The following is a 2,320-nucleotide window of genomic DNA, read 5'->3' as shown; positions in this document are numbered from 1 at the left end:
CACCGCGCTCGCGCAGCCGCCCCCAATCCGTTGTCCCCACTGCCGCAGAACCCTCTCCGCTAAAAATCTGCCAAAGTAGTGCTAGTTTTCATGTCAGTGAGGGGCAATGGCCGGCACACCTTTGATCAGTATTCTGATCACTTTCCTCGTCATCGTTCTGGTATTGTATCTCGTTAACCTGCTGCCGCTTGACGGCCGTACCCGCCAGATCGCTCGAGTTGTCGTGATCATCATCGGCATCGTTTCATTGCTGAAATACCTCGCGGTATTTTAAGCCGCCACAATGCGATATACGCCACCGGCGTACCTGCCGGTGGGATGGGCCGCAGGTCTTTCATGACCAGCTCGGCGCCGTCGATGATGCCGTCATGGCGGTGACAATGGCCGGCACCGCGAACGTGATCTGGTTGTCGGTCGCCACAATCAGTGTCCCCCCTCGACGTATTTCTGAGAGACTCGGCGTCTCGCGGCCTCGAGCGGATAATCTGTCACCGTCGGAGTGCCCGGTATCCATGGCATCGATGGGTCTAGAGCGCCGGTTGTGCTTTCTCCGCAGAAAGACCTCTCCCTGCCCTAATCCGCCCTCGCCATCCGGCTGGAGCAGTTCCGTAACCATTTCGGCCATGTCGTCGTAGAAGCCGGCCATCTACACGACCGAAATATCAGGCAGACCGTAGGCGGGACCGATTAGCGGGGCGGGCAAGCCCTCGATGATGGTCGAGACCGGCGCATCCGGTGCGAAGATGTTGCCGCTGTCACCTGGTTCGAAGAACTCACGCTCGATGCCTTCGACCTTCTGACGCTTCACCTTCTTGGAAGCGTCAAAGGAGATCGACAGCAGGCCGGGCTTAACCAGTTCGAGATATGCGGCTTCATACGAGGCGTCGATCACCCGTTGCGGGATCAAATCGCTGGCGAGCGTCGAGCCGTAGACCGTGGCGCCGGTGCGCGGCCATGCACGTTCCTGCGCCAGTCCGCCTGTCGGCACGCCCTGAAAGCGCATATCGTAGGTGCCATCGATGTAGACGCTGCCGCGCTGACGGGCTGCCGCGATCGTCCCTGCAGGCACGGTATGGCCGGCTGCGGCCGCATAGGCTGTGAAGCCTGCATCGTCACCGTATCCAGCCATGCCGATCCTGCTCACTCTGGAACATTCAGGTTCCGCTCACGTTGAGTTCTGCAAAAGGAGAAGAACCATGCACAAGGACGAAGTTAAGGGTTCCGCGAAGAAACTGCGCGGCGATGTGAAGGATAAGATCGGCAAGGCCACCGGTGATGAAAAGCTTCGCGCTGACGGGGCCGCTGATAAGGCCGAAGGCAGCCTTCAGAAAGGTTTCGGCAAGGCGAAGGACAAGATCCGAGACGCCTTGAAGGATTGAAAACAAGGGCCGTCCGTCCCAAACGGGCGGCCTCCGCCGCCGCAACCATCCAGGCATTCCGCCAACTTAGCGTCGACGAGTTCCTTCAGCTTTTCGGTCGAGACGCTCCTGGCATATTCGATGCCAAGGTCATCCGCCTGCTTCTTCAGGTCCTCGCGTTCCCTGTCGGCAGCGGCCTTGCCCTGGAACTCGGCCGATTGGGACGAATCCTTCCCAGCAAAACGAGAACCAGCCGGTTGCTTAGCGACCTTTAGTTCGGCAGAGCTCATCTCAACATCGACGGTCTGGCCGGGATCGAGAGAACCGGAGCGCTGGTTGTGTTGATGCCGCGCGGGCCGGCTTGGCTATTGGTGACTTTCATCATCGCCTCCTTAGATGCGGTCGAGATAGCGGATCGACTTCGGCCGACTGATATCGACGCCGCCGAGACGGAAGATGCCGGGCACGTCGAATTTGATCGGCTTGGTCTGCCATGCCGGCAGGAACTGGAACGGCATCGGCATGTGGAACTTCAGCACCTCGGGCGAGCGGCGATAGGCCACCATGCGCTTGGTGCCGCCGGCGCCAGACGTGTCGAGATAAGCCGCAGGCTCCGCGGATAGTGAGCTCGCCGCCTGTGGTCAGGGTGTAGATGTTGTTGCGCTTCACCCAATTCCAGGATGGTCGTTTGGTTCACCGCGTCGATGCGGCGCGTCGAGATGTCGAGCAGGACCGAATACGGCAGGAGCAGCGTATCCGTGATTTCAACGCCCAGCATGCCGGCGAAGATGCCGGTCAGTTGGCCGTTGATGTCGCGGAGGATCTGATCCGGCGTCGTGGACGCGAACGTCGTCGCCAAACCCGTGCCGTCGGCCGGGCCCACGGCGGTCCGTATGCTATGCAAGATAGCCAACTGCTCGTCGCTGGCTAAGCGACAATGGCGAATGCAATCCCAAAACGAA

General features: G+C 60.1%; 6 protein-coding genes. 2 read left to right on the top strand and 4 right to left on the bottom strand.

Annotated features, from left to right (window positions below; translation table 11 throughout):
• Positions 1–106 precede the first annotated feature (106 nt).
• Entirely contained in the window at positions 107–274 is a 168-nt protein-coding gene (locus tag NKH42_RS31005; protein WP_352509233.1) for a Thivi_2564 family membrane protein, read from the top strand.
• 60 nt (positions 275–334) lie between these two features.
• On the opposite strand, the gene NKH42_RS31000 is transcribed toward NKH42_RS31005, so the two are convergent.
• On the bottom strand, positions 335–646 hold the full coding sequence (locus tag NKH42_RS31000; RefSeq protein ID WP_352509234.1) for a hypothetical protein: 312 nt from the start codon (positions 644–646) through the stop codon (positions 335–337).
• A complete protein-coding gene (locus tag NKH42_RS30995) occupies positions 647–1,129 on the bottom strand; it encodes a DnaT-like ssDNA-binding protein (RefSeq protein ID WP_352509235.1) in 483 nt (160 codons plus the stop codon).
• Positions 1,130–1,196: 67 nt separating this feature from the next.
• Here NKH42_RS30995 and NKH42_RS30990 point away from each other — a divergent pair, with 67 nt between their 5' ends.
• Entirely contained in the window at positions 1,197–1,379 is a 183-nt protein-coding gene (locus NKH42_RS30990) for a CsbD family protein (protein ID WP_352509236.1), read from the top strand.
• 371 nt (positions 1,380–1,750) lie between these two features.
• On the opposite strand, the gene NKH42_RS30985 is transcribed toward NKH42_RS30990, so the two are convergent.
• Together NKH42_RS30985 and NKH42_RS30980 are read right to left on the bottom strand one after the other, a co-directional pair.
• Positions 1,751–1,924: a major capsid family protein gene (locus NKH42_RS30985; RefSeq protein ID WP_352751950.1), complete on the bottom strand. Its 174-nt coding sequence runs from the start codon at positions 1,922–1,924 to the stop codon at positions 1,751–1,753.
• Positions 1,891–2,320 (bottom strand): major capsid family protein (locus tag NKH42_RS30980; RefSeq protein ID WP_352757271.1); only part of this gene is annotated, 430 nt, incomplete at its 5' end. The genes NKH42_RS30980 and NKH42_RS30985, both read right to left, overlap by 34 nt.

Source organism: Mesorhizobium sp. M1142, from assembly GCF_040318565.1.
Classification (GTDB): Bacteria; Pseudomonadota; Alphaproteobacteria; order Rhizobiales; family Rhizobiaceae; genus Mesorhizobium.
The sequence above is the reverse complement of the archived record's forward strand: the minus strand, read 5'-3'. Positions and strand labels throughout refer to the sequence as shown.